At 70.1% G+C, this 23,782-nt stretch carries 24 protein-coding genes; 11 read left to right on the forward strand and 13 right to left on the reverse strand.

Annotated elements, in window-relative coordinates; genetic code table 11:
• Positions 1-2: 2 nt before the first annotated feature.
• Together leuE and ACIHFB_RS34725 are read right to left on the reverse strand one after the other, a co-directional pair.
• On the reverse strand, positions 3-647 hold the full coding sequence (gene leuE, locus ACIHFB_RS34720) for a leucine efflux protein LeuE (RefSeq protein WP_365280595.1): 645 nt from the start codon (positions 645-647) through the stop codon (positions 3-5).
• A 51-nt stretch (positions 648-698) separates the two neighbouring features.
• Positions 699-2,279, reverse strand: coding sequence for a methylmalonyl-CoA mutase (locus tag ACIHFB_RS34725; RefSeq protein ID WP_400128999.1), 1,581 nt, complete (start codon positions 2,277-2,279; stop codon positions 699-701).
• A gap of 139 nt (positions 2,280-2,418) precedes the next feature.
• Here ACIHFB_RS34725 and ACIHFB_RS34730 point away from each other — a divergent pair, with 139 nt between their 5' ends.
• Entirely contained in the window at positions 2,419-3,252 is an 834-nt protein-coding gene (locus tag ACIHFB_RS34730; protein WP_400129177.1) for a L,D-transpeptidase family protein, read from the forward strand.
• A 204-nt stretch (positions 3,253-3,456) separates the two neighbouring features.
• Here the strand turns inward: ACIHFB_RS34730 and ACIHFB_RS34735 are convergent, their stop codons facing one another.
• The 4 genes from ACIHFB_RS34735 to ACIHFB_RS34750 form a co-directional block, all read right to left on the reverse strand.
• Positions 3,457-4,509, reverse strand: coding sequence for a hypothetical protein (locus tag ACIHFB_RS34735; RefSeq protein WP_400129000.1), 1,053 nt, complete (start codon positions 4,507-4,509; stop codon positions 3,457-3,459).
• A complete protein-coding gene (locus ACIHFB_RS34740) occupies positions 4,509-5,183 on the reverse strand; it encodes an RNA polymerase sigma factor (RefSeq protein ID WP_365280604.1) in 675 nt (224 codons plus the stop codon). The genes ACIHFB_RS34735 and ACIHFB_RS34740 overlap by 1 nt, the downstream gene beginning before the upstream one ends.
• Before the next feature lie 326 nt (positions 5,184-5,509).
• Positions 5,510-6,205, reverse strand: a complete 696-nt coding sequence (locus tag ACIHFB_RS34745; RefSeq protein ID WP_365280607.1) for a hypothetical protein — start codon at positions 6,203-6,205, stop codon at positions 5,510-5,512.
• A gap of 59 nt (positions 6,206-6,264) precedes the next feature.
• Complete coding sequence (locus ACIHFB_RS34750) at positions 6,265-6,882, reverse strand: RNA polymerase sigma factor (RefSeq protein WP_365280609.1); 618 nt, start codon at positions 6,880-6,882, stop codon at positions 6,265-6,267.
• A 241-nt stretch (positions 6,883-7,123) separates the two neighbouring features.
• Between ACIHFB_RS34750 and ACIHFB_RS34755 the strand changes: the two genes are divergently transcribed.
• Positions 7,124-9,865 carry an FG-GAP-like repeat-containing protein gene (locus tag ACIHFB_RS34755; protein ID WP_400129001.1) on the forward strand — a complete coding sequence of 914 codons (2,742 nt, stop codon included), beginning with the start codon at positions 7,124-7,126 and terminating at the stop codon, positions 9,863-9,865.
• 67 nt (positions 9,866-9,932) lie between these two features.
• Here the strand turns inward: ACIHFB_RS34755 and ACIHFB_RS34760 are convergent, their stop codons facing one another.
• Entirely contained in the window at positions 9,933-10,355 is a 423-nt protein-coding gene (locus ACIHFB_RS34760) for a hypothetical protein (protein WP_365280613.1), read from the reverse strand.
• 138 nt (positions 10,356-10,493) lie between these two features.
• Here ACIHFB_RS34760 and ACIHFB_RS34765 point away from each other — a divergent pair, with 138 nt between their 5' ends.
• Positions 10,494-10,988, forward strand: a complete 495-nt coding sequence (locus tag ACIHFB_RS34765; RefSeq protein WP_365280616.1) for a DUF1877 family protein — start codon at positions 10,494-10,496, stop codon at positions 10,986-10,988.
• Positions 10,989-10,998: 10 nt separating this feature from the next.
• Here ACIHFB_RS34765 and ACIHFB_RS34770 read toward each other — a convergent pair whose 3' ends face one another.
• The 3 genes from ACIHFB_RS34770 to ACIHFB_RS34780 form a co-directional block, all read right to left on the reverse strand.
• Positions 10,999-11,574: a hypothetical protein gene (locus tag ACIHFB_RS34770; protein ID WP_365280619.1), complete on the reverse strand. Its 576-nt coding sequence runs from the start codon at positions 11,572-11,574 to the stop codon at positions 10,999-11,001.
• A gap of 86 nt (positions 11,575-11,660) precedes the next feature.
• A complete protein-coding gene (locus ACIHFB_RS34775) occupies positions 11,661-12,164 on the reverse strand; it encodes a hypothetical protein (RefSeq protein WP_365280622.1) in 504 nt (167 codons plus the stop codon).
• 90 nt (positions 12,165-12,254) lie between these two features.
• Positions 12,255-13,865 (reverse strand): glycoside hydrolase family 20 protein, encoded by a 1,611-nt coding sequence (locus ACIHFB_RS34780; RefSeq protein ID WP_365281612.1) that lies wholly within the window; start codon positions 13,863-13,865, stop codon positions 12,255-12,257.
• 201 nt (positions 13,866-14,066) lie between these two features.
• Between ACIHFB_RS34780 and ACIHFB_RS34785 the strand changes: the two genes are divergently transcribed.
• The 7 genes from ACIHFB_RS34785 to ACIHFB_RS34815 all read left to right on the forward strand — a co-directional run bounded on the left by ACIHFB_RS34785 (position 14,067) and on the right by ACIHFB_RS34815 (position 19,311).
• Positions 14,067-14,591 carry a 2-oxo-4-hydroxy-4-carboxy-5-ureidoimidazoline decarboxylase gene (locus tag ACIHFB_RS34785; protein ID WP_365280625.1) on the forward strand — a complete coding sequence of 175 codons (525 nt, stop codon included), beginning with the start codon at positions 14,067-14,069 and terminating at the stop codon, positions 14,589-14,591.
• A 240-nt stretch (positions 14,592-14,831) separates the two neighbouring features.
• Positions 14,832-15,212, forward strand: a complete 381-nt coding sequence (gene sdhC, locus ACIHFB_RS34790) for a succinate dehydrogenase, cytochrome b556 subunit (RefSeq protein WP_365280628.1) — start codon at positions 14,832-14,834, stop codon at positions 15,210-15,212.
• Positions 15,213-15,217: 5 nt separating this feature from the next.
• Complete coding sequence (locus tag ACIHFB_RS34795; RefSeq protein WP_210593849.1) at positions 15,218-15,700, forward strand: succinate dehydrogenase hydrophobic membrane anchor subunit; 483 nt, start codon at positions 15,218-15,220, stop codon at positions 15,698-15,700.
• 19 nt (positions 15,701-15,719) lie between these two features.
• Positions 15,720-17,474 (forward strand): succinate dehydrogenase flavoprotein subunit, encoded by a 1,755-nt coding sequence (sdhA, locus tag ACIHFB_RS34800; protein WP_365280632.1) that lies wholly within the window; start codon positions 15,720-15,722, stop codon positions 17,472-17,474.
• Positions 17,474-18,235 carry a succinate dehydrogenase iron-sulfur subunit gene (locus ACIHFB_RS34805; RefSeq protein WP_365280635.1) on the forward strand — a complete coding sequence of 254 codons (762 nt, stop codon included), beginning with the start codon at positions 17,474-17,476 and terminating at the stop codon, positions 18,233-18,235. The genes sdhA and ACIHFB_RS34805 overlap by 1 nt, the downstream gene beginning before the upstream one ends.
• Before the next feature lie 150 nt (positions 18,236-18,385).
• Complete coding sequence (locus tag ACIHFB_RS34810) at positions 18,386-18,988, forward strand: hypothetical protein (RefSeq protein ID WP_365280638.1); 603 nt, start codon at positions 18,386-18,388, stop codon at positions 18,986-18,988.
• A 2-nt stretch (positions 18,989-18,990) separates the two neighbouring features.
• Positions 18,991-19,311 carry a hypothetical protein gene (locus ACIHFB_RS34815; RefSeq protein ID WP_365280641.1) on the forward strand — a complete coding sequence of 107 codons (321 nt, stop codon included), beginning with the start codon at positions 18,991-18,993 and terminating at the stop codon, positions 19,309-19,311.
• On the opposite strand, the gene ACIHFB_RS34820 is transcribed toward ACIHFB_RS34815, so the two are convergent.
• From ACIHFB_RS34820 to ACIHFB_RS34830, 3 genes are all read right to left on the reverse strand, one after another.
• Entirely contained in the window at positions 19,308-20,207 is a 900-nt protein-coding gene (locus ACIHFB_RS34820) for a hypothetical protein (protein ID WP_400129002.1), read from the reverse strand. The genes ACIHFB_RS34815 and ACIHFB_RS34820 overlap by 4 nt on opposite strands.
• A 97-nt stretch (positions 20,208-20,304) precedes the next feature.
• Positions 20,305-22,794, reverse strand: coding sequence for a DUF4132 domain-containing protein (locus ACIHFB_RS34825; RefSeq protein ID WP_400129003.1), 2,490 nt, complete (start codon positions 22,792-22,794; stop codon positions 20,305-20,307).
• On the reverse strand, positions 22,794-23,186 hold the full coding sequence (locus ACIHFB_RS34830) for a hypothetical protein (protein ID WP_365280650.1): 393 nt from the start codon (positions 23,184-23,186) through the stop codon (positions 22,794-22,796). The genes ACIHFB_RS34825 and ACIHFB_RS34830 overlap by 1 nt, the downstream gene beginning before the upstream one ends.
• A gap of 128 nt (positions 23,187-23,314) precedes the next feature.
• Here ACIHFB_RS34830 and ACIHFB_RS34835 point away from each other — a divergent pair, with 128 nt between their 5' ends.
• Positions 23,315-23,743, forward strand: coding sequence for a VOC family protein (locus tag ACIHFB_RS34835; protein ID WP_365280653.1), 429 nt, complete (start codon positions 23,315-23,317; stop codon positions 23,741-23,743).
• Positions 23,744-23,782: the final 39 nt, after the last annotated feature.

The raw sequence follows: 23,782 nt of genomic DNA on the forward strand, positions 1-23,782 counted from the left end.
GGCTAACTGGCCAGGGACAGTTTCACCGCGAATCCGAGGAACAGTGCGCCCGCGGCCGAGGTCGCTCCCGCCGACAGGCCCTTGCGGCGGCGGAAGGCGGTGGCCAGCTTGGTGCCGCTGAATATCAGGGCGCTGAGGTACAGGAAGCTGGCGAGCTGGGCCAGGGCGCCGAGGACGACGAAGGAGAGCGCAGGGTAGGCGTACCCCGGGTCGACGAACTGCACGAAGAAGGCGACGAAGAACAGGATCGCCTTGGGGTTGAACAGACTGACGACCAGCGCCCGGCGGAACGGCCGCTCATCGGTGGCGGCAGGCGCGTCCTGGGCATCGGCCTTGTCCCGACGCGTCCGCCACATCCCCCACGCGGCCCGCATCATCCCTATCGCCAGCCAGGTCAGATACCCGGCGCCGGCGTACTTCACGATCCCGAACAGCACGGCGTTCGCCTGGAGCAGGGAGGCGACTCCGGCCGCGGAGAGGGTCATCAGGACGGTGTCCCCGCACCAGACTCCGGCCGCGGCGGTGTACCCGGCGCGGACGCCACGGCGGGCGGCGACCGAGAGGACGTACAACGAGTTGGGGCCGGGCAGCAGGACGATCAGGACGAGGCCGGCCAGATAGGTGGGGAGATCGATGACACCGAACATGCACATGAGTCTCGCACGAGGGTCTGACACTCCCGTCCCGAATTTCGCGGATCAGAACACGTCGCTCGGCACATACGCCCCCCACACCTCCCGCAGCGCGTTGCACACCTCCCCCACCGTGGCCCGTGCCCGCAGCGCCTCCTTCATCGGAAACAGCACGTTGTCGTCCCCCTGGGCCGCCTTCTTCAGGGCCGTGAGCGCCGAGTCCACCGCCCGCTGATCCCGCTCGGCCCGCAGCTTCGCGAGGCGTTCCGCCTGCCGGGCCTCGATGGCGGGGTCGACGCGCAAGGGCTCGTACGGCTCCTCCGCGTCGAGCTGGAAGCGGTTGACGCCGACCACGACGCGTTCGCCCGCGTCCGTCTCCAGGGCGATCCGGTAGGCGTTGCGCTCGATCTCGCCCTTCTGGAAGCCCCGCTCGATCGCCGCGACCGCGCCGCCGAGTTCCTCGACCTTCGTCATCAGCTCGACCGCCGCCGCCTCGACGTCGTCCGTCATCCTCTCGATGACGTACGAACCCGCGAAGGGATCGACCGTGGCCGTCACATCCGTCTCGTACGCCAGGACCTGCTGGGTGCGCAGCGCCAGCCGGGCGCTCTTGTCCGTGGGCAGGGCGATCGCCTCGTCGAAGGAGTTCGTGTGCAGGGACTGGGTGCCGCCCAGCACCGCGCCCAGGGCCTGGACCGCGACCCGCACGAGGTTCACCTCCGGCTGCTGGGCGGTCAGCTGCACCCCCGCCGTCTGCGTGTGGAAGCGCAGCATCAGCGACTTCGGGTTCCGCGCCCCGAACTCCTCCCGCATCACCCGCGCCCAGATCCTGCGCGCCGCGCGGAACTTGGCGACCTCTTCGAGCAGCGTCGTCCGGGCCACGAAGAAGAACGACAGCCGGGGCGCGAAGTCGTCCACGTCCATCCCCGCCGCCACCGCGGTCCGCACGTACTCGATGCCGTCCGCCAGCGTGAAGGCGATCTCCTGCGCCGGCGAGGCGCCCGCCTCCGCCATGTGGTAGCCGGAGATCGAGATCGTGTTCCATTTGGGGATCTCGGCCCGGCAGTACTTGAAGATGTCCGCGATCAGGCGCAGGGACGGCTTCGGCGGGAAGATGTACGTCCCGCGGGCGATGTACTCCTTCAGCACGTCGTTCTGGATGGTGCCCGTCAGCTGGTCCGCGCCGACCCCCTGTTCCTCCGCCACCAGCTGGTAGAGGAGCAGCAGCAGCGCCGCCGGGGCGTTGATCGTCATCGACGTGGAGACCTTGTCCAGCGGGATCCCGCCGAACAGCACCCGCATGTCGTCGACGGAGTCGATGGCCACGCCCACCTTGCCGACCTCCCCGTGCGCGATCGGGGCGTCGGAGTCGTGGCCCATCTGGGTGGGCAGGTCGAAGGCGACCGACAGGCCGGCGGTGCCGTGTGCGATGAGGTCCTTGTAGCGGGCGTTGGACTCCGCGGCCGTACCGAAACCGGCGTACTGGCGCATGGTCCAGGGGCGGCCCGTGTACATCGACGGGTACACGCCCCGGGTGAAGGGGTACGACCCCGGCTCGCCCAGCTTCTCGGCCGGGTCCCAGCCTTCCAGCACCTGCGGCCCGTACACCGGCTCGATGGGCAGTCCGGACTCCGACTCGCGCGTCATGCGTGTGCCTCCCGCCTTGCTCGGCCCCGAACTCAACCATGCCGCCAAGTTCGCAACCGGGCACCCACGGGAAACATCTCACGTGACGTACATCTGGGGCATGGGTGAGACGGCGGGGGTCGGGATGCGTACCACGGGCATGCGGAGATCGTGGGCGGGCGCGCTCGCCGGGGTGTGTGTGCTGACGGGGTGCACGGTGCAGGCCGCGGGCTCCGAGGGCGGACAGCAGCCGCCGCCGGTGCGGATCGACATCTCCCGTACGCCGTCCGACGACAAGCCCCGCGCCGAGCCGAGCGCCGAGCCCAGCCGGAAACCCAGCCCCAAGCCGGCCCCCACGCCGCCCAAGGTGCTGTTCGGGCCGGGCGACACCGGGCGGGACGTGCGGGAGCTCCAGGCCCGGCTGCGTCAGGTCGCCTGGCTCTTCGACGGGCCGACCGGAACCTACGACGATCTGACGGAGCAGGCGGTCAAGGGCTTCCAGGGCAAGCGCGGACTGGCGAGGACCGGCCGGACCGACGAGGTCACCTGGCAGCGGCTGCTGGGGATGACGAGCGAGCCCGGCCAGTGGGACCTCTATCTGATGGGCGGACAGCCGGCCGACGCACCCGACGCCCGCTGTCTGACCGGCCGGGTGCTGTGCATCAGCAAGACCAGCCGGACACTGCGCTGGATGGTCGACGGGCGGACGGTGACGACGGTGCCGGTCCGCTTCGGCTCGCAGTACACCCCCACCCGGGAAGGTGTGTTCCAGGTCTACTGGAAGTCACGGCACCATGTGTCGACGCTCTATGACTCGCCGATGCCGTACGCGATGTTCTTCAGCGGCGGCCAGGCGGTGCACTACTCGTCGGACTTCGCGGCCACCGGTTACGCCGGCGCCTCGCACGGCTGCGTCAACGTACGGGACGAAGCGGCGATCGCGGAGCTGTTCGCGCAGGTGAGGAACGGCGACAAGGTCGTCGTCCACTGGTGAGAAGCGAGTGGGGCGCGGGCGGGACCGGGGGAACGTGTCCCGCCCGCGCCGATGCACGAGCCGTAGGTACGGGGGGAACCCCGGCTCTGTGCGACGGCCGATGACCAGTCGGCTCATTCATTACTGCGTCGCGACGGCCGAAAACGTCACGCGTGTCGCGAGAAAAGTTCAGGCGGAGATAAAGTCGCAGGTCAGACGGGTTGTTCAGGCCCCGAGTGCGCCGAGGACGCTGTACGACGGGCTGGGCGACGGCTCGGGAGAAGCCGGCGCCGGGGAGGCCGTCGCCGCACGCTTCGGCAGCAGGGGGGCGAGGTCGGGCAGCGCGGGGGCGCCGTCGTCCCCGGTGTCACCGGGGACTATGCCGCTGCCGTCGTCGTCGCCGCCTCTGTCGTTCTCGTCGTCGTCCTTGTTCTCGTCCTGGTCCTTGCCGGAGCGGCCCTTGGAGTCGCCGGACGCGCCGTCGCCGTCGGCCGCGTTCAGGACGGCCTTGCAGTACTTCGTCACGCGTCCGGAGCCGCCCGCCATGTCCTGGAGGGCACGTCGGCGGTCGGCGGGCAGTTCCTTGCCGTCGCGCACATCGCGGCAGGCCGCGGTGACCGAGCCCCACCAGTTGCGGAAGCCGTCGACTCGGCCCGCTGTGCCGGGGGTCTCCTCGGGCGCCTGACCACTGGGCTGGGTGCGCTGCGGGGGTGTGCCGCCGGCGGGAGCGTTCGGGGTGCTCTCCGGCGTGGACGTTCCGCTTCCGCCGTCCGGGGTGTCCTTCGGCGGGGGCGACACCAGCGGGCGCTCGGGGGTCGCGGCGGCCGAGACCGAGGCGCCGGGCGCCGGTTCCTCCCCGCCGAACGGGGTCGGCAGCACGCCGGTTCCGGCCGCGACCCCGACGCCGCCGACCATCACGGCGGCCAGCGCGGCGGCCAGACCCAGGCGCAACGGACGGGCCCAGCCGGGGCGCCGCTCGGCGCGGACGGGGGTGCCGATCCGGACGAGCCCGGCGTCGGCGGCCCCGTGCCGGGCACCGCCGAAGACCACCGTGGCCTCGCCGTTCTCCGCGCGTACCTTGCGGAACGCGGCCAACGCGGCGGCCTCACCGGGGAGTTCGGCACCGGTCGGCGGGGGCGCCGCGGACAGCGCACCAAGGGTTTCGGTGAGGCGCGCGGCGCGGTCGCGGGCGGCGGGGTCGACAGCTTCCAGTGACTCACCGCGCAGCAGGAGTTCCGCCGTTTCACGGTCCAGCCATCTGTACTGCTCGTCGGCCATCACATGTCCTTCTGCGTCCGCGCACGCGTATGCGTCACACTCGCGGACGTCACCGCACGGTCGTGCGGCTCTCTCTGCGGCGGCAGGCCGTCGAGCCCGCCGATCGATTCCGGATCGGCTTCCGGGTGGTCGCCCAGCAGTTCGGCCAGCCGCTTCAGCCCTCGGTGCGCCGCCGTACGGACGGCGCCCGGGCGCTTACCGAGAGTCTCGGCGGCGGTCTTGGCGTCGAGGCCCACCACCACGCGCAGGACGACGGCCTCGGCCTGGTCCTGCGGCAGCCGGGCGATGAGGGAGAGCGCGCTGTCCGTGGCCAGCGCCTCGATGGCCTCGCCTGCCGTGTCGGACTCGGCGGCCTTCCCGGTCAGCTCGGTCTCGTCGCCGCCGATCGCCGGGCGACGGCCGCGCATCCGTATGTGGTCCAGCGCGCGGTTGCGGGCGATCCGAGCGGCCCAGCCGCGGAAACGGTCCGCGTCGCCGCTGAACCGCTCCAGGTCACGGGCTATCTGCAGCCAGGCCTCGGAGGCGATGTCCTCGGCGTCGTAGTCACCGACGAGCGTCCGGACGTAGCCGAGCAACCGCGGGTGCACCGCGCGGTACACAGTCCGGAACGCGGTCTCGTCCCCGTCCTGTGCCGCAAGCACCGCGGCTGTCAACTCCGCGTCGTCCCCCAGCACCCGTATTCCTCGGTAGATGGTCAGTAGTCGGCCGCGGCTTCGGAGCCGCCGATGCTCACGGTGATCAGTCACCTTCCCCGTCCGGCGCGAAAGGCACGTTACGACCTGAAACCGCTGCTCGTCCATGTCCGTACAAGATGCAACTACCGGGTTGCGGCGCGAGGTGTGACAGAAAACGCACTCATGGCGCTGTAGGAGATACGGGTCGCCGCGCGGCCCGTGCCGCGCGACGGCCGGGGCCTCTCCTGTGGGGGGTGGCGGCCCCGGCCGTTGCTTTGGCCCTCAACTTTCCGGCCAGGCTGGGGAGTTGAGTGAGCGAGTGCGGACTAATTCTTCGCCTTGGGCTTCGCCGGGTCGGCTCCATGCCCCTTAGCAGACGCTTTCTCGTTTTTGTCTGCCTTGCCATGGGATGTCGTCTGCGCCAACTGCTCGGCACAGTACGCGGCGACGCCGTCCTCCCCGCCCGCGGCCTCGATGAGCCGCTGCCAGGCGGTCGACTCCAGCGCCTTTCCGTTGCCCTTGACCTGCTCGTAGGCGCGGCAGTGCGCCTCGGTGTCCTTGGCGGTGGCGGGACGGTCCGGGCGTACGGACTCGGTCGGGGAAGGGTGCGCGGCCGGTGTGTCGGCGGCGGCGGAGGCGGGCGCGTCCGGGCGGTCGTGCGCGTCGGAGGACGTACCGGCGCTACCGATCGCGGCGACCGCGACACCGCCGAGGGTGAGGCTCGCAAGGAACACGGAGAGGGTGGCCTTCAGAGAGCGCTTCACACGCCGTTGCTCCCGGGGCCGCCAGTCGTCGCGACGGCGCGTACGGGCCTGGTGTTCCCCGGCATCCCGGGCGGCCCGGAACGCGGCCACGGCCCGATGCTCGGCGTCGGTGCCGGCGTCGTCCGCGCGCATCGCGGTGGCCAGCAGCCCCTCCAGACCGGTCCCGTCGTGCACCTGCCCGGATCCGGACACGGCGTCGTCCGGTCGCGCACGCCGGGGGCCGGATGCGGCCCGGTCTCCGCGCTGCCGTTCTCCCATGTCCGATCCGTTCCTCGTCCGGCCCTCCGGCCTGTCCGGCGGCCCGCCGCGTTCTCCGCTCACTTCGACTCCCCCAGCGTGCGGGGGCCGTCATCCGTCACACGCTCGACTCCCAGCTGCTCGGCCAGGCGCTTGAGACCCCGGTAGGCGGCGGTGCGTACCGCGCCGGGGCGCTTGCCCAGCACGCGGGCGGCGGCGGGGGCGTCGAGGCCGACGACCACGCGCAGCAGTACGGCCTCGGCCTGCTCGCGCGGCAGCCCGCGGACCAGCTGGAGGGCGTGCTCGGTGGAGATGGCCTCCAGCGCCTGGTCGTGCGTGCTGTGCGCGGAGGCCAGGTCCAGTACGTCCTGCTCCGTCGCCGTCGACCGGGGCCGCACCTTCTGCCGGCGCAGATGGTCCAGCGCCCGGTGCCGGGCGATGGTCGCGGTCCAGCCGCGGAACCCGGCCCCGTCCCCCTTGAACCGCCCGAGATCCCGGGCGATCTCCAGCCAGGCGTCCGAGGCCACGTCCTCGGCGTCGTCGCCGACGATCCCGCGCAGATAGCCGAGCAGTCCGGGCTGCACGATCCGGTAGGCGACGGCGAACGCGGCCTCGTCACCTTCCTGGGCCCGCGCGACGGCCGCGCCCAGTTCCCCGTCGTAGGCGCGCACGCGGCGGGGTTCCCCTCCCTGGCCCAAGAACTTTCCTCGTCCGTACCGAGTTCGTGGTGGATCCGCACGGCGCGACTTCACCGCCTCTGCGAACCTCCCCCACGATCAACAGCGTCGGGCTTCACGGAAGTGTCACAGCGCCCCGGGCCGCCCCACCGGCTCGGGAGTGACGTAGGGCACACCTCGTCGACGTGATGTTCACAGATCGCCCGGCGCTGTAAGGAAGGCCCACTCCTGTGACGGGTGGGCCCTTTGTTGATTCCTAGGGGTGGGACATTTGAGTCGCAAGTCGACCCATGCGTACAAACCGCTGAGCCTCAAGCGAAGAGCGTGGCTGACCATCGGGGCAGTGGTACTGGGGGGCGCGGGAGTCGTCACCTACGCCGTCGCCGAACCGAGTTCCGATCAGGCGGCCCAAGTCGCCCGCGACAAGCGGCCCGTGAAGGTCCATGACTTCACGATGAAGGCCGCCGACGCCGGCAAGCGGGAGCTCGCGAAGACCGGCACCGAGCAGTTCTCACTGCTCGGGGTGACCTGGGCGGAGGACGCCCAGCCGCTCGACGGGACCGCACAGGTGCGGACCCGGAGCGTGGAGACCGGCGCCTGGTCCGGCTGGCAGGACCTGGACGTCGACGACGCACATCCCGTCGACCGGTCCGAGCCCGGCGCGGAGGATGCCCGGGGCGGTTCCGAGCCGCTGTGGGTCGGACCGTCCGACGGTGTCGAGGCCCGTGTCGTCGTCGCTGGGGGTACCCCCTCTGGGGGAGGGTCGGCGAGTGCCGGTCTGCCCAAGGGACTTGAGATCAACCTCGTCGACCCGGGTGTGACCGCCCGGGAGGCGAAGAACAAGGCGCTGGACGGGGCCGGCTCCGACCTGGATGCCGCGGCCTTCGCCGTGGAGGACCCGAGCGCGTCGCCGTCGGACTCCCCGACTCCGAGCACCGAACCCTCGCCCACCGACTCCCCGTCGGCCTCGGTGTCCCCGAGCGCGAGCACCGGCCCGTCCCCGAGCGGGAGTTCGAGCCCGAGCGCTTCGCCGAGCCCGACGGTCCCCACCGCCCCGCCCTCCACCGTCCACCGGCCGCCGGTCATATCCCGCGCCCAGTGGGGCGCGGACGAGTCGATGGTCGAGGACCCGCCGGAGTACATCGACAAGGTCAGCGCGGTCTTCGTGCACCACACGGTCGGCACGAACAACTACAGCTGCGCCGAGTCGGCGGCGCTGGTGCGCGGCATCATGGCGTACCACGTCGAGACCGAGAAGTGGAACGACATCGGCTACAACTTCCTGGTCGACAAGTGCGGCCGGATCTTCGAGGGCCGCGCGGGCGGCATCGACCTGCCGGTGCGCGGCGCGCACACCTACGGCTTCAACGGTGACTCGACGGGCATCGCCGTCCTCGGCGACTTCGAGGGCGACGCGAGCGCGGTCCCGCCGAAGCCCGCCGGCAAGCCGACCCGGGCGACCCTGGAGTCCGTGGCCCGCGTCGCCGCCTGGAAGCTCGGTCAGTACGGCGGCAACCCGACCGGCAAGGTCACGCTGACCGCCGCCGCCGACACGGGCGTGTGGAAGGCGGGCCAGCAGGCCACGCTGAACACCATCTCCGGTCACCGCGACGGCTTCGCCACCGCCTGCCCGGGCAAGAACCTCTACGCCAAGCTGGGCGAGATCCGGCGCTTCGCGGCGAGTGCGGGCAAGAACTCCGCGATCCCCACCGCCGACCTCAACCGTGACGGCATCACCGATCTGGCCGCCGGCACCCCCAAGGCGAACCGGGTGACCGTGGTCCCGGGCGGCGTCGACGGTCCTGTCACCACGGCGAAGCTGGGCCTCACCCAGAACAGTCCGGGCGTCCCCGACTCCTCCGAGACCGGCGACGACTTCGGCGCCTCGACCGCCTGGGGCGACGTCAACGGCGACGGCTACGCCGACCTCGCGATCGGCTCGCCGGGCGAGGACGACACCAGCGGCAACGCCGACCGAGGCCAGGTGTCGGTGATGTACGGCCCCGCCCTCACGACCGGCTTCTCCTTCACCACGTCGGGTGTCACGGCGGCGGGTGCGAAGCTCGGCACGGCCCTCGCCGTGGGCGACTTCAACGCCGACGGCAAGGCGGACGTCTTCTCCGCCGGCACCGGCAAGGGCGGCAACTGGAACGTGCGGACGGCCAACGGCGTCCACACGTACGGCACCCTCACCACCGCCACGGGTGCGATCGCCTACCTGGACGCCGCGACCGGCGACTTCAACCGGGACGGCTACGCGGACGTCGCCGTCAACTACCGCGACACCGGCGGCATCGGCCGCGTCGTCCGCTTCGCGGGTTCGGCCACCGGTCTGGCCAAGGTCGGTGTGATCTCCGTCAGGGGCGGCCGCTCCATCGCCGCGGGCGACGTCAACGGCAACGGCTACGACGACATCCTCATCGGCCAGCCGTACGCCGCCGAGTCCGGCGGGAAGACCGGCGGTCAGGTGACCATGGTCCCGGGCACGTCCACCGGCTTCACCACCACCGGGATGACGACGATCCACCAGGACAGCACGGGAGTCCCCGGCGCCAACGAGACGAACGACGCGATGGGCGCCTCGGTCTCGGTCGGCGACTTCAACGCCGACGGATACGCGGACGTCCTCACGGGCGTCCCGAACGAGGACATCACCCGCAGCGGCGTCGGCTACACCAACGCGGGGGACGCCGTCCTGGTCAAGGGCACCTCGTCCGGTCTCACCGGGTCCGGTGCGGTCGCGGTCTCGCAGGACACCGCGGGCGTCCCCGGCGCCACCGAGAGCAGCGACGCGTTCGGCACGTCCGTGGCGCTCACGGACCTGTCCGGGTACGGACGGGCCGACCTGGTGTTCGGCGCGGCGGGCGAGGACGCGGGCAACGGCCTGCTGACCTACGTCCCGAGCAACAGCACGGGGCTCGGCTTCTCGCAGGCCGTCATGTTCGGCACGGGCGCGCTGGGCACCCCGAAGGGAGCCCGGCTGGGCCAGACGCTGGCACCGTGACCGCCGGCTCCTGAGAGCCGTACGGCGGTTGGCCGGGGCCCTGTGCAGTGGGCAGGGCCCCGGCCGGTCAGTGAAGTGACGTTCCGCCGGTCGCGTCGCGGCAGAGCAGCCGCAGCGACCCGTCCCCGGCGAAGCAGCGGCGCGCCTCGTCGATCGGGTCCCACAGCCGGCCGTCGGGTGTGCGCACCCAGTGGTCACCGCCGCCCGCCCACCACTCGGCGCCGGTCTGTCGGACGACAACCTCACCGGCGTACGCGCCGAAGCCCCGCAACACGCTCTCCACTGCGGCGTACGGCGTGCCCTCGCGGCGCAGTTCCTCGATCATCCGGTCGACACGCCACAGACTCTGAGCCGTGTAGTCGAGCCGAATCCGCGCGCCCTCGCGCATGGTCGCCACCGCGTCCGCCGCCCACCGCACCGGCTTCACCGCGGCCTGGGGCCTGGTCTCCTGCTGTGTCGTCACATACGGAAGAGCGAGGTCAGCGAGCATTTCGTCACCCGGATCCGGCCACTGCGCGAGACCGGCGCAGGACCACCCCACCGCCTGCACGACGCGCACAGGATTCGCCCAGCACAGGGGGTTTACGCCTCAGTGACGATTCGGGGCGTCCGTGCGCTCTTGTCACCGATGAGCATGTACTTCCACTTGCGCGCCGTGCCCCCCGCGGCCCTGCGCAACAGCGCCGCCTGGCAGCAGAAGCTCTTCGAGGACGACTGGGACACGGTGCGCCGACGCATCGACCGGCACCGCGAGGAGATGCTGGACCGGCACTACCTCGACCACCAGCTCCTGTACGCCTGCACGTCCCCGCACCACACCGAGGAGGGACCGTGGGCCCATGTGGTCCTCGGCGGCCGACCGGTGCTCCATCCCGAGCCGGGCAGGCCGCCGTTCCTGATGCTGACCGCGGCCCAGGTGGTCCGGGTCGCCGCGTTCCTCACCAAGTCCGACTTCGACGCCCTGTGGCGTCCGGTCCACGACCGACTGCTGCCGCGCTACGGCGGACCCGACGCGGAGCCGGAGATCCGCTGTGCCTTCGCTGCGGCCCACCGCGATCTGACGGCGTTCTACGCACGCACCGCGGAATACGGCGACGCGGTGGTGAAGTGGCTGGTCACCTGAGCAGGAGCGGTCAGCTCCGCCCGCGCGCCCGTCGCGACACGACCGCGCGCAACACGCGCCGCCCCTCCGTCGACACCTCCAGCGCCTGGCGCAAGCCGCCCGCGCCATGGCCGGCCAGCAGCTCCAGGACGGTGATCTGGCGGCGCAGTTCGGCGGCGACGAGCGGCGACAGACCCGCCGTACGGCCCTCGCGGCGGGCGTCGAGCGAGGCCTGTTCCCCGGTCGGGGCGATGGCCTCCAGCAGCCGGTGGATCTGGAGCGAGGCGACGGAGCAGGCGTCGGCCCAACGCCGTATCTCGAAGTCGGCCGGCTCGACGGGGGCGGCGGCCAGCATGCGGCGGGCCAGGAGCACGGCTTCGTCGTCGGCGTACTCCTCGGGTCCCGCGCTGTCGAGCTTGCCGCGGGCCTGCTCCAGCCGCGCTCCCCAGTCGCCGGTGTCCCCGCCGTCCGCGAGGCTCGCCCACAGCGGCCGCAGGATCTCGTCGTCGTCACCGCCCAACAGCGGTACGCACCGATCCAAACAAGCCAACCCGCTGGCAGCCAGACCGCGTTCGTCGGCCTGAGCGATCAGTTCCACCAGGCTCATCCACGCCTCCCTCAGCGGGGTACCGCGGGGCGCCTACCTTTACGGAGCCCGCACTTCCCCTTACTGCGTGCGACGGCCCGGGAGTGTCACAGGGGCACGACGCCGAGCCGGTCGAGCATACGGAAGAATAGATTTTCGGCCAACGGATCGGCGTCGGAGGTGAGAACGTCGAGCAACGGCCCGTCGGACACCTCGTACCCGGCCTCCTCCGCCCAGGCGACGGCCCGCTCGGCGGCGTCACGCGGCTCGAGGAAGTAGTCCTCCAGCGTGAGCCCTTCCTTGTCGGCGCCGAGATACCCGGCCATCGCGGCCCGCGCCAGACACGTCGACCACGCCCCGCTCTGCGGGCCGGCCGCCTCCACGACCGCACAGGCGCTGTCCATGACGTAGCCGAAGAGCGCGGGCGCCCCGCTCTCCTGGGCCAGCGCGTTCATGCTCCCGATGTCGCCGTCCCCGCTCGGGTACTCCCACACCTGCCAGCCGCCGGGCGCGGACGCCCGTAAGCTCATGCCCTGCGCGCCGGACAGCGCCGCCAACTCCTCGAGCGGCCGCTCGCTGCGCCCGACCACGAAGTACCCCCAGTAACCCATCCCGGCCCCCTCCTGGCTTCAACTCGGGCCGAATACATCACAGTCGTACGCGAGTTCGCAGCCGTACCGGACAATTCGCGCGTGTCGCCGTCAGCCCAGCCGGTTCGCCAGCGCCTTGAAGTCCGCCCAGGACAGCTGCGGCCGATCCGGGTTCCACAGCTTCTGGACGGTCGCCGCCAGCGGCAGCCGGATACCGGCCGCGACCTGGTCCTGGGTCTGCGAGTTCGCGAGATCGCACCACACGGCGAAGGACGCCCCGAGGATCTGGTCCTCGTACCGCACCGCCACCGCCTGTGTACCGCGCACCACCCGCGGCGTCCACTGCTCGTAGATGCGTTGCCCCGTCGGATAGACGAAGGTCTGCGGCTGCCCGAGGACGTAGTAGAGGAACTCGTCGTTGTAGTTGACGAGGTCGCGCCCGGCGCTCAGATACTCCACCGGCTGCCGTGCGCCGATCTCCTTGCCCGTCCAGTACGCGACCTGGAGGTCCTCGGCGGCCTCGACGGACGTACCCGCGTAGAAACCGTCGTTCCACGCGCGCATCGTCCGGTCGTGTGCGCGGATCGTGTCCGCCCGGTCGTTGAGCCAGCCGGTGGCGAGGTCGGCGACGGTGGCTCCGGAGCCGTACGTCTGCGTGGCGGCGGAGGCCAGCTGCGGATAGGAGGCCTCGGGGTTGTCCACGGTCAACGCCGCGTACTCGTCGCCACCGAGATGCCAGTAGCCGCCGGGGAAGAGGTCGGCGTACTCGTTCAGCAGATCGTCGACGATGGTGGCGGACTCGTCCTTGGAGATGTCGATCGCACCCCGCGGCGCCACGCCCTGAACGCTGCGCAACTGGAGATCGGGGTGAGCGGCGATGACCGCCCCGAGATGCCCGGGCGAGTCGATCTCGGGCACGATCGTGACGTGCAGGCTCTCCCCGAGAGCGACGATCTTCTTCACCTGCGCCTTGGTCAGATGCTCCTTGGACACGATCTCCGGGTGGGTGTCGGACTGGATACGGAACCCCTGGTCGTCAGAGAAGTGCAGCCCCAGCTGGTTGAACTTCAGGTCGGCCAGCTCGCGCACCCGGTCCTCGATCCAGTCGGCCGTGAAGTGCTTGCGGGCGATGTCGACCATCAGCCCCCGCTGCGGCTTGGCCGGCTCGTCGCGTACGACGCCCTCCGGCGCCGTACCGCCGTCGTGCACCGCCTGCTTGAGCGTCCGGGTGCCGTAGAACACGCCCGAGTCGGCCGGCCCGCTGATGTTCACCCGCCCGCCACGCACGGTCATGGCGTACGACTCCGGGTCCGCGCCCTCGTCATCGTTCAGCGCCAGCCGTACGTCCCCGCCGCGCACGTCGTCCTTCTCGCCCGCGTAACTCAGCCCCAGCTCACCCGCGAGCAGCCGCCCCTCGTCGGCGAGTTCCGCGTCGTTCACGACCACCCGCAGACCGCGGGCCGGCTTCCAGCCGGGCCCACGGGCGGGAGTGTGCGCACGTACGGCGGGGATGGTGCGGGGCGTCCGGGACAAGGGGTAGGTGCGGGTCGGGCTGGGACCGGCACTGGGGCTGCGGCTTTCCGAGGGGGTCCCCGCCGACGTCGTACCGGCCGCGGGCAGCCGGGACGCCGAACCCACGTCCGGACCGCCCTCGTCCCCCGATGCCGCCCAGAACCCGACGCCGAGCCCGATCGCCACGACGGCCGCCGCCGCGACCAGCATCCGCCGCCTGTCCGTCCATGCCGAGATCCGGCGCCTGTGCTGACTCACAGCGCCAACCTAGGGCCTGACCGAAGCGACATCCGTCCACCACGCGTTCCGAAACTCTCCCGTGCGGGTGAAATTCGGGCATCCGTCGGACACGTCATGTCCGATCTCGATAACGTGGCGGCGCATATCTCACACCATCCCCTGCCGAATCACGTGACGCCCACACACCTCCCTGGCCAAGTCGCCATACCCGACCAGACCCGGGGCACGTCCTCTCCCCTGGGCCACTTCAACACGGCCCCCGTCGACGAGGCCCACTCCACCCTTCTCACCTGCCTCCGCAGCCTTCGCTGGGCTCAGCGGCTGGCCGACCACCGCCCGTACCCGGACCTCGAGTCCCTCCTCGCCGCATCCGACGAGGCGGCGTACGACCTGACGGCGGCGGATCTGTCGGAGGCGTTGGCGGGAGAGTCTCTTCCCGAGCTGCCCGTCGGAACGTACTCAGCGGCGCATACGGCGCTAAGCGCGGCACATGCCGCATACGAGGCACGCTTCGGTCACGCGTTCGTCATCTCCGTCGACCACCTGCCGCCGACCGAAGTCCTCGACCAGGTCCTGGCAGGAATCCGGTCACGATTGACAAACGATCCCGAAGAGGAACGCGTCGTGGCGGCAGAGGAGCTCCGTCGCCTGGCAAGGGGACGGCTGAGGGACGCCGTCAGGGGCGCGGGGCTGTGACGATGTGCGGCTCCGCCGCGTGGGCGCAACAGGCCCCCACGGCGCCGCCCCCGGCACATAACCGCACACACCACCCCGAATAGCCCGTTCGACTGCCACTTTGATCACACGTCAAGGCCCCGGCTCAAGCACAGCGCAGCGCCTCGCTACGATGCTGGGGGCCGGTGGACCGTACCCGGCCGGGCCCGACCGACAGCACAAGCCGGCGCGGCCCCAATCCCCGCTCCCGGAGGAACTTCCGTGCCGGCTGGAACGCTGTACCGCGGCCGGGAAGGAATGTGGTCCTGGGTGGCTCATCGAGTCACCGGCGTCCTCATTTTCTTCTTCCTGTTCGTTCACGTACTGGACACCGCCCTCGTCCGTGTCTCGCCCGAGGCATACGACGACGTGGTGGCCACGTACAAGACGCCGATCGTCGCGCTGCTGGAGTACGGCCTCGTCGCCGCCATCCTCTTCCACGCGCTCAACGGCCTGCGTGTCATCGCCGTCGACTTCTGGTCCAAGGGCCCGCGCTACCAGAAGCAGATGCTCTGGTCCGTCGTCGGCCTGTGGCTCGTACTGATGCTCGGGGCGATCTACCCCGTCCTCGGCCACGCCGCTCGTGAAGTGTTCGGGAGCTGACGCGCATGTCCATCACCGAGAAATCCGCAGCCGGGATCGGCCCCGTCGAGGGCGACTCCGTCTACACCGTCGACAACCCCGCGCCGCTGATCGAGGCTCCGCGCAAGCGCACCAGGAAGACCCCGAAGTCCACACGGGGCAACTTCGAGATGGCCGCCTGGCTGTTCATGCGTCTGTCCGGCGTCGTGCTGGTCGTCCTGGTCCTCGGCCACCTGCTGATCCAGCTCGTGCTGGACGGCGGTGTGTCGAAGATCGGCTTCGCCTTTGTGGCCGGCCGCTGGGCCAGCCCCTTCTGGCAGGTCTGGGACCTGCTGATGCTGTGGCTCGCCATGCTGCACGGCGCCAACGGCCTGCGCACGGTCATCAACGACTACGCGGAGCGCGCGAACACCCGGCTCTGGCTCAAGGGCCTGCTCTACACCGCCACGGTGTTCACCATCCTGCTGGGCACGCTGGTGATCTTCACCTTCGACCCGAACATCCGCTAGGCACGGGGCTGCGAGAATCATGAAGATCCACAAGTACGACACAGTCATCGTCGGCGCCGGCGGCGCCGGCATGCGCGCGGCCATCGAGTCGACGAAGCGCAGCCGCACCGCCGTGCTCACCAAGCTCTACCCCACCCGCTCCCACACGGGCGCCGCGCAGGGCGGCATGGCCGCCGCGCTGGCCAACGTGGAGGAGGACAACTGGGAGTGGCACACCTTCGACACGGTCAAGGGCGGTGACTACCTGGTCGACCAGGACGCCGCCGAGATCCTGGCGAAGGAGGCCATCGACTCCGTCCTCGACCTGGAGAAGATGGGCCTGCCGTTCAACCGCACCCCGAACGGCACCATCGACCAGCGCCGCTTCGGCGGGCACAGCCGCAACCACGGCGAGGCGCCCGTCCGCCGGTCCTGCTACGCGGCCGACCGCACCGGCCACATGATCCTCCAGACGCTGTACCAGAACTGCGTCAAGGAGGGCGTGGAGTTCTTCAACGAGTTCTACGTCCTCGACCAGCTGATCACCGAGGTGGATGGTGTGACGCGGTCGGCGGGCGTCGTCGCCTACGAACTGGCCACCGGCGAGATCCACGTCTTCCAGGCGAAGGCCGTGATCTACGCGTCCGGCGGCTGCGGCAAGTTCTTCAAGGTGACGTCGAACGCGCACACGCTCACGGGCGACGGCCAGGCGGCGGTCTACCGTCGCGGACTGCCGCTGGAGGACATGGAGTTCTTCCAGTTCCACCCGACCGGCATCTGGCGCATGGGCATCCTGCTGACGGAGGGCGCCCGCGGTGAGGGCGGCATCCTCCGCAACAAGGACGGCGAGCGCTTCATGGAGAAGTACGCGCCCGTCATGAAGGACCTCGCGTCCCGTGACGTCGTGTCCCGCTCCATCTACACGGAGATCCGTGAGGGCCGCGGCTGCGGTCCCGAGGGCGACCACGTCTACCTCGACCTCACCCACCTCCCGCCGGAGCAGCTGGACGCCAAGCTCCCGGACATCACCGAGTTCGCGCGCACCTACCTGGGCATCGAGCCGTACACCGACCCGATCCCGATCCAGCCCACCGCGCACTACGCGATGGGCGGCATCCCGACGAACGTCGAGGGTGAGGTCCTGCGCGACAACACCACGGTCGTCCCCGGCCTGTACGCGGCCGGCGAGGTCGCCTGCGTCTCGGTGCACGGCGCGAACCGCCTGGGCACCAACTCGCTCCTGGACATCAACGTGTTCGGGCGCCGGGCGGGCATCGCGGCGGCGGAGTACAGCCAGAAGGCGTCGTACGTCGAGCTGCCCGAGGACCCGGCGCGGCAGGTGATCGACCAGGTCGAGCACCTGCGCGCCTCCACCGGCACCGAGCGCGTGTCGACCCTGCGTCGCGAGCTGCAGGAGACCATGGACGCGAACGTCATGGTGTTCCGGACCGAGCAGACGATCAAGACGGCGGTGGAGAAGATCGCGGAACTCCGCGAGCGCTTCAAGAACGTCTCGATCCAGGACAAGGGCAAGCGGTTCAACACGGACCTGCTGGAAGCGATCGAGCTCGGCAACCTGCTGGACCTCGCCGAGGTCATGGCCGTGTCGGCCCTCGCCCGCAAGGAGTCCCGCGGCGGTCACTACCGCGAGGACTACCCGAACCGCGACGACGTCAACTTCATGCGCCACACCATGGCGTACCGCGAGGTGGGCGACGACGGCACCGAGTCCATTCGTCTCGACTACAAGCCGGTCGTCCAGACCCGCTACCAGCCGATGGAGCGTAAGTACTGATGGCAACCCCTGTTCTGGACAAGGTGGAGGCGGAGGCCGCGGCGTCCCCCTACATCACGGTCACGTTCCGCGTCCGCCGCTTCAACCCGGAGGTCTCGGCCGAGGCGACCTGGGAAGACTTCCAGCTGGAAATCGACCCGAAGGAGCGCGTCCTCGACGGCCTCCACAAGATCAAGTGGGACGTCGACGGCACGCTGACCTTCCGTCGCTCCTGCGCGCACGGCATCTGCGGCTCGGACGCCATGCGGATCAACGGCAAGAACCGCCTTGCCTGCAAGACGCTGATCAAGGACATCAACCCCGAGAAGCCGATCACGGTCGAACCCATCAAGGGTCTGACGGTCCTCAAGGACCTGGTCGTCGACATGGAGCCGTTCTTCCAGGCGTACCGCGACGTGATGCCGTTCCTGATCACCAAGGACACGAACGAGCCCACGCGCGAGCGCTTCCAGACCGCTGAGGACCGCGAGCGCTTCGACGACACCACGAAGTGCATCCTCTGCGCCGCCTGCACGTCCTCGTGCCCGGTCTTCTGGAACGACGGCCAGTACTTCGGCCCCGCCGCCATCGTCAACGCGCACCGCTTCATCTTCGACTCGCGTGACGAGGCCGGCGAGCAGCGCCTGGAGATCCTCAACGACAAGGACGGCGTGTGGCGTTGCCGCACGACCTTCAACTGCACGGACGCCTGCCCGCGCGGTATTGAGGTCACGAAGGCGATCGCGGAGGTCAAGAAGGCGCTGATCACTCGGCGGTTCTGATCTTCCGAGCCCTGCCTCAGGGCCCCGTTTCCTTCACTTTGGAAACGGGGCCCTCTGGTGTTTTTGGCCGGTTCGCGCTCCTGCCGAGGCGGTCATTCCGCCGTCACACTCCGATACGCGCGCTGACCAACGCTTCCGGAGAGGGGCGACGTGGCGGAGTACACAGATCCCGGACCGGGGGACATCCCCTGGAACGCGCCCGCACCACTGGGGTACGCGCAGGCAGACGCGGCGGCCCTGTTCATCGCCGCTCCGTTGCTGACCGCGGCCGCCCTCTCGCTGGCGGGTGTGGTGGGTGGGGCGGACGACGAGTTTCGCTGGCCCGGTCCGATCCTGTTGATCCTCGTCTTCGCGGCCCTCGCTCTGGTCGCGAGCATCCAGCTCAACTACCACGGGCGCCTCTACCTGTACTCGCACGATGATCTCGTTAGCTGGTACTCCGACGACTTCGTCAAGAACAACAAGCTGGTCCTGTACCAGAAACAGAGCGAAGCCCAGGAGCAGTGGAAGACCTACAACTCCCTGGCGGTGCGCTGTTTCAACACGGGGACCGTGCTGCTCGGCATCGGGGTCGCCGCGGCTCTCGTACCGCCCAGGTGCAGCATGCAGACCGAATGGCGCTGGACCGCGGCCGGCATCGTGTTGAGTGCCACCATCGCCGACGCCATCTGGATCACCTATCTGCAACTGAAGGTGGCACACCGCCCGAGCAGAATCCTGCACGCTCTGCGTCGCCTCACCGGAAGGAGCTGACCATGCTGACCTCGACCGAACTCCCGGGATTCCCGCCCCCGGACTTCCGGCCGCGCTGCATCGGGTGTCTGGAACTGATCTTCCCGGCAGACACGGACTGGACCAGCTATGCGGAAGGAGAACTCGAAGCCTGGGAAAGGGATCTGCCCACCTGCGGTGTGCCTGCGAACCATGTGTTCCGGGACTCCCATGACAGGACCGGCAATCACACCCCCAATTGCGCCTATGCCGACCTCCCGCCCATCGCCCTGTGGCAACGCGACATCACGATCGCGAACCGCGTTCGCCGGAGGCTGTGGGAGGCCCGGCAGAGCTGTCCCTAGTCGTTCGCGTCCGGCGTGCCATGGTGCTCGTACGGGAGATCGGGCATGCTGCGGCCGCTGAGCAGGTCGGACACCCGGGTGAACAGTTCCCGCTCGTCCTGCGGACCGTCGGGAAGCCGGTAGTGCAGCGCTCTCGCCAGATCGAAACGGTGGAGGTCGTACACCACGTGCATCAGCGACGCATACGCCTGGGCGACGGTGACAGCCCCCTTGTAGGCCACGGCCGCGAGGAACGGCACACAGGCGCACATCCACCACAGGCCCGGCTCGTCGTACAAGGCTGTCCACGACACCGGGGTCAGCACCAGAAGACACCAGCAGAGGTTGACCGCCGCGTCCAAGGCGTCCCTCGTCGAGTGCAGCGCAACGGCGGCGCGATCCGAGACCTGCATATGGATGCGTGACCAGGACGCGAGGGTGGAGAGTCCGTATCGCTCGCCGGCCCTCAGCTCGCCGGCGCGCAGCGCGTTGCCAAGGGCTGTCGGAAGCAGGACGTCCCCGGGTGGGTATGCGCTCAGCCGTCGTGCCACGTCGGCCCGCACGCGTTTCACCGTCGCACCGGCGTCCGCGGCCATGACGGCGCGCTTGCGCAGGGACACCCAGCGCCGCCGCTGCATGTCGATCAGCACCGTGGCCACCCCCGCTGTCCACGGCCACCGGTCCCAGTAGCCCTCCAGTACACGTACGGCCCGAACCTGGAAGGGCTGGAGGAGCATCGCGAGAAGCGACGCGCCCGCGAGAAGGGCGAGCACCATGATGGCCGTGTGTCCGGCGTCCCGGGGCAGCACCTCGTCCCATCGGCTGCGGCCCGTGAAACTCCCTGCGCGCACGAGAGTCCAGAGACAGGTGACGAAGAGCCCGCACGGCAGGAAACCGACTGTCAGCAGCCGCCGCACGAAGCCGCCTCCCCTGCGCCCCGCCTACCCCTTGTCTCTCTCGACGCCCATCAGTATGGCTTCCCCTCGCATGTGACGCAGTCCCAGCTCGGCGCTCTCACAGCTGGCTCAGGATCGTCGGATCCGTGATCTCCGTGTCCTTGGCCAGCATCATCGCCTTGCTGAGGATCACCGCCAGCATCCGATCCCCCTCGAAAGGCAGGTAACCGGTCTGCGGGGACGCCGGGTTCGACTTCGGGACGATGCAGAGGTACTGGTCGTTCGGGGTCATCAGGATGTTCCCCGAGCCGAGATGGATCTTGTACGTGTGGAGGTCGCCCTTGACGTGCAGGAATCGGCCTTCCAGGTGGCAGCGGTTCGCCATGGCCAGCCTCGGTATCAGGCGCTCCAGCAGCGCGCGCCTCGTCTGTGCGCTCTGGCCCAGTTCTCCGAAGCCGTACGACGTCCAGTACTCGCGGAAGCGGCCGCCGGGGCCGCCGTCCTGCCAGGTCGGGTCGTTCCCGACGCTGGCCACGCCGACGAACAGGTCGACGTCGCGCAGGACTTCGGAGAGGACGAGGGGTGGGATGTCCGCGAGAGGGAGTGGCTCGATGGGGGTTGCTCCGTCGCGCAGCCACATGCGGTACTCGCCTCCGCAGCAGTGCGCCGAGTTCTGCGGGGCGTCGACCGGGTAGAAGCGGACCTGGTCGGTGCGCAGCCGGAGGAAGCTGCCGGAGTCGGTGATGTCCTCGTGGTTCTCGCCGCCGTCGCCCTCGATCCAGTACTCGGCGCGTAGGCCCCACTGCGGCAGGTCGCGGCTTGCGGGCGGTGCCTCGTCGTCGACTGCCAGGCGCAGTTTGTTGTGCCAGCCGCGGACGGCGGTGAGGGAGTGGAACTGGTGCTGGCGCAGGACATGGGCGGCGAAGCGGTTGGAGTACGTGCCCGTCGTGCGCTCGGCGTCCGTGAGCAGGTACACCTCTCGGTGGGCCTGCTTGAACGGCTGGGTGATGCCGTGCCGTTCAAGCCAGTCCCGCCAGGCGACGATCTCGCCGGGTTCGTGCCCGACCGGGTGCCAGAGGGTCACCTCGTGGCCGTCGGTCACGGGGGTGTCGGCGAGGGTGCGCAGTTCCCCGGCGGCGTATCCGACCGTCGTGCCGTCGACCGTCCAGAGGAGACGGCGGGCCAGGGAGCCCACCAGAGGGTGGTCGATGTAGCGCTCGCGCCAGGTGGCGTAGCGCCAGGCGCGCCGGGCCAGGAACTGGCGGTCCAGGCGCTCGCTCTGGGCGGAGAGCATCTTGTCGATGTCCTTGACGGCAGCCTTGAGCTCTTTGAGTTCTTCGGCGTGGTCGCGTCTTGCGGCGGCGGGCACGCTCTTGAGCACCTTGCCCGTCGCATTGCGCCAGGTCAGCTGCGCCTTGGTGCCATGTACCTCCAACAGGGCGGTGATATCGCCCAGTTGGTGCCGGGCGCGGCCCACTTCCGTCAGCCCGTACGCCGGGACGGCCAGTTCCTCGATCTCCTCCCGCGCGAGGCCCATCGCCTCCGCGCGGGCGTCCAGCGCCGAGTTGAGCAGCTTGAGCGTGCCCTTGTAGGTCACGCGGGTGGCGAGGCGGGCCAGTTCGGCGAGGGCGGCCTCGCCGTCGAGGCGGGCGAGAGCGTTCACCCCGGCGTTGGCCACCTTGGGATTCACCGGTCCGAGGCCGGGGACCTTGCGCAGGGCCTTCTCGACCAGGGCCCCGAGGACACGGGCGGTCTCGGCGTGCGCGGGGAGGAAGGAGAGCAGCCAGATCAGACCGCGCAGGGCGTTGGCGTTGTACGGGTCGAAGGCCTCGTTGACGTATGCGCCCTCGTAGGCCTTCAGCAGGGGACGGGTCCGCGGCCGCCCCACCAGGCGCAGCGAGGCCAGCAGTTGCTCGCGCACGAGGTCTTCGCCGAGGGCGTCGATCAGAGCGCGCCCTGCCTTCTCCCACTTCGCGGAGGGGCGGGCGGCGGTGGCGGTGGTGGCGTGGGCGAGCAGCCGCTGCCCGTCCGGCCCGAGCCGGACGACGTCCGTCAGCGCCTGGTCGGACCACGCCTCGCCGGGGTTCAGGACGGGAGTGGTGAGGCGCCGGACGAGGGCGCCCAGCTTGCTCGCGCCGTTCCACAGCATCAAATGGGAGCGGCGGATCACCGCGACGAACTCGCCCGGGAGTTGACGGCCGTCGGCGAACTCCTGCTCGGCGAGGCGGGTCAGCAACTCGGTGTCGTACTCCGTCTCCCGATCGGCGGCCAGGCGGATCAAGGTGTCCCGGACCTCGCGCGGCTGGCCTTCGGTCAACTTCGCTCCCCTGATGTTGCCGAGCAGGATCACGATCTGGCGGCGGGTGACGATGTCCGCGTCCGGATGGTCGTAGTCGGTGGCGAGGCGGAGCAGCAGCGCGCCCTGGAACCGGCCCGATGCCGCGCGCAGCGCTTCGACGACCTTGGTGCCCTCCCTGCCGCCCCAGCGGCCGTCGATCATCGCGCCCAGCGCGAGCAGCTCGGGCGCGAGCCGGTCGGGATCCCCGGCCTCGATCCGGGCGAGGACGTCTCGGACCGACCGGGCGTACTCCGCGGGCGACGTGATCATCAGCCACCCACCAGCGGTACGAGCTTCAGGAATGTGACCTCGGTGCCGAGCGCCAGCTCGATCTCCTCGTCGGGGTCCGTGACCTGACGGTCTCCCACGAGCACCAGGAAGCCATTGCCGGCGAACGCCTTCAGGGCCAGCGCGGTCTGCGCCTCGGGGTCTATCCGGCGGGGCGTGCGCAACGCGTAGCCGTTCAGCACGCGCTCCGTGTCCTCCGGCTGGACCAGGCCCTGGAACACGCCCGGCATGCGCGCGTTGTACTCGGCGACCTCCTGGAACACCCGGCGCCGGATCAACTCACCCACAGTGAGCCGCTCCTCGGCGATCTCGAGCCCCCAACCGGCGCCGCGATCCCCCGTTGTCGTCTCGTCGACGAACATCACGATTCCCATGCCGACGACAGTACGACCCACCACTGACAACGCCCCGTCCGCCGGATTCGGGAAGCCGCCTCGCCCAGCCGAGTGACCCCACGGTCAGCCCCCGAGGCCTCCGGAAGCTCCGTACCTAATCTGATCTCATGGCAGATGAAGAGTCATACGAACTGCTCGGGTTCGACAACGTGCTGTTTCCCGTCGGGGACCTCGGTGAGGCCGTCGACTTCTACGAGCGGGCGGGGTTCGCGGTGGCGTTCCGGTTCGACGAGGGCGGGATCGCGCTGCTGAAGGTGGGGGACGAGACGCCGGGGATCCTGTTGCGGGCGGAGGAGGCGTTCGGGCACCGTCCGCCGGCGTGGCCCTCGACCCGGGTGTGGCTGGAGGTGCCGGACGCTCGGGCGACGGTCCGGCCGCTGGCCGCCGTGGGGATCCCGACGCTCGACGAGCCGCACTCCGTGGCCACCGGCTGGACCGTCGAGATCGCCGACCCGTGGGGGAACGTCGTCGGCTTCACGGACTACTCGAAGCGGCCTGAACTGGGGCGGGCGAGCCTCAGCGCCTCCGCGTCCTGACCGACCCCACCGGGGAGGAGTACGAGAACCCGTCCCCGC

Source organism: Streptomyces sp. NPDC051963, assembly GCF_044593495.1.
GTDB lineage: Bacteria > Actinomycetota > Actinomycetes > Streptomycetales > Streptomycetaceae > Streptomyces.